This window comes from Acidaminobacter sp. JC074 (assembly GCF_022496765.1).
Taxonomy (GTDB): domain Bacteria; phylum Bacillota; class Clostridia; order Peptostreptococcales; family Acidaminobacteraceae; genus JABXKX01.
In genome coordinates, this window is sequence record NZ_VANV01000058.1 from 1 (window position 1) to 1,987 (window position 1,987).

At 38.6% G+C, this 1,987-nt stretch carries 1 protein-coding gene; it reads left to right on the forward strand.

Annotation, left to right across the window (positions count from 1 at the left end):
- Nucleotides 1-720: 720 nt before the first annotated feature.
- The coding region (gene ltrA / locus EZV73_RS28160) for a group II intron reverse transcriptase/maturase (RefSeq protein ID WP_240843920.1) at nt 721-1,987 on the forward strand (1,267 nt) is incomplete at its 3' end.

The window sequence follows — 1,987 nt, forward strand, 5'->3', positions numbered from 1 at the left end:
TTTTTGGTGCGCTGGGCATGTGCGTGAGCTGATAGTCTGAAAAGTTGACTATCTCACCTACCAAGCTTGGGAAGAGAAGCTGTAAGCAAGGGCGTCTTTGGCGACAAAGGGGTCTGAAGGAAGCTGATGGCGGCTACTGGTGTGGAGTAACACAAACCAGAATCTGGCGGGTTAGATGGATGAGTCTGCCAAAAGTGACGAAGTCCTACCTTGGTAAATCTAACACGTTACAATGGTCATAATCTGTAGCAAGCGAACGCACTTACCCCAGGAAGCACTGTATCTGTAGCTGTAGGTGTACGCACAAGTGAAAGCAAGGCGTATTATTAAGGTGCAGTGTACATATGAAGTCGTAGTAGTGATGAAGCTTCAACCGATGAAGGCAAGCGATTGACTGGAGGATAACGTTGAAGTGACTTAGTATTTATTACTAAGGACTTTGAGTACCAAAAGTACTCATTGAATGCGAAGGACGGAAGAGAGTTTTAAGTATACTGGCAACTCGTGGATTGGAAGTGAAGATGTTTAAACATGGGTTGAAATACCTGTGCACGGTATAATGGTGAAAACTGATATATACGTAAACATGAATAATAAGTAGATATGTTGTTTTCGAAGATAAGATTGCAAATGAGCTAGAGACGTCAAGAAAGCCATAACGAAGAAATTATAGTGGATATGAAGCGTAGTGAAAGGTATAGCGACAATGGAGGATGAAGCATGAGGAAGTTGTACAGCTTGATTGATAAAATCTATGGCAAAAATAATCTTGAAGAAGCCTTTAGGAAGGTGAAAAAGAATAATGGTGCACCTGGCATAGACCAACAGACTGTAAAAGATTTTGCTAATGATATGTATGAAAACATTGAGCGACTTCATGACGAACTGAAAACCGACAAATACACACCTCTACCAGTATTAAGGGTTGAAATTGACAAGCCTGATGGTGGCAAGAGGAAACTGGGTATACCTTCCGTAAGGGATAGAGTTGTCCAACAAGCATTTGTAAATGTAGTAGAACCATACTTTGATAGAGAATTTCATCCATCAAGTTATGGTTATAGGCGAGGAAAATCACAACATCAAGCAGTTGCTAAGGCTGCTGATTTTATGAGGAAATACGGATTAGAACATGTGGTGGATATGGACTTGAGTAAGTGTTTTGATACACTCGACCATGATATTATTATAGACTCTTTAGCAAAGAAGATTAGTGACAACAGAGTGCTAAACTTGGTAAGGAAATGGCTGAAATCAGGTATCATGGAAGATATGACTTTGCATGACACGGAGGTCGGATCTAGTCAGGGAGGCGTATGTTCACCATTGATTTCTAACATATATCTGGACTATTTTGACCAGAAAATGAAGTCAAAGAACATCCGTATTGTTAGGTTTGCTGATGATATTCTTATCTTTGCGAGCACAAAGAAAGAAGCTGGTGATTATAAGTATATAGCGACAAACATTTTAGAGAAAGACCTTAAGTTAAAGGTGAATGAGAAGAAAACGCACATTACTAGATTAGATGATGGTGTTCCTTTTCTTGGATTTATTATGCGAAGAAAATACTTATCCATTCAACCATCTAGAATTAAAAAGTTTAAGACTAAGGTCTATGAGATTACTAAGCGAAATCAACCAACACCGATGATGGAAATAATCAAGAAATTAAATCCTGTTATCAGAGGATGGTTAAATTACTACAAAATTGCAGACATCAAAGCATTAGTCAGACGACTGATGGAATGGACACGAAGGAGACTAAGAAGCACACGAATGAAGCAGTGGAAAACCTATAAGAAAATGCATAAAGAATTAAGGAAAGCAGGTATCCCACACAATGGTGAGAAAATGAATGTGACACTTTGGAAGAACTCGAAAGTGTACATTATTCAAAAGCTTTTATCAAATGGGTATTTTAGGAAAATGAAACTGTATGATATGAGTGCTCAAGAGGTTGGATTGTTGTCAAGTGGTAACATCA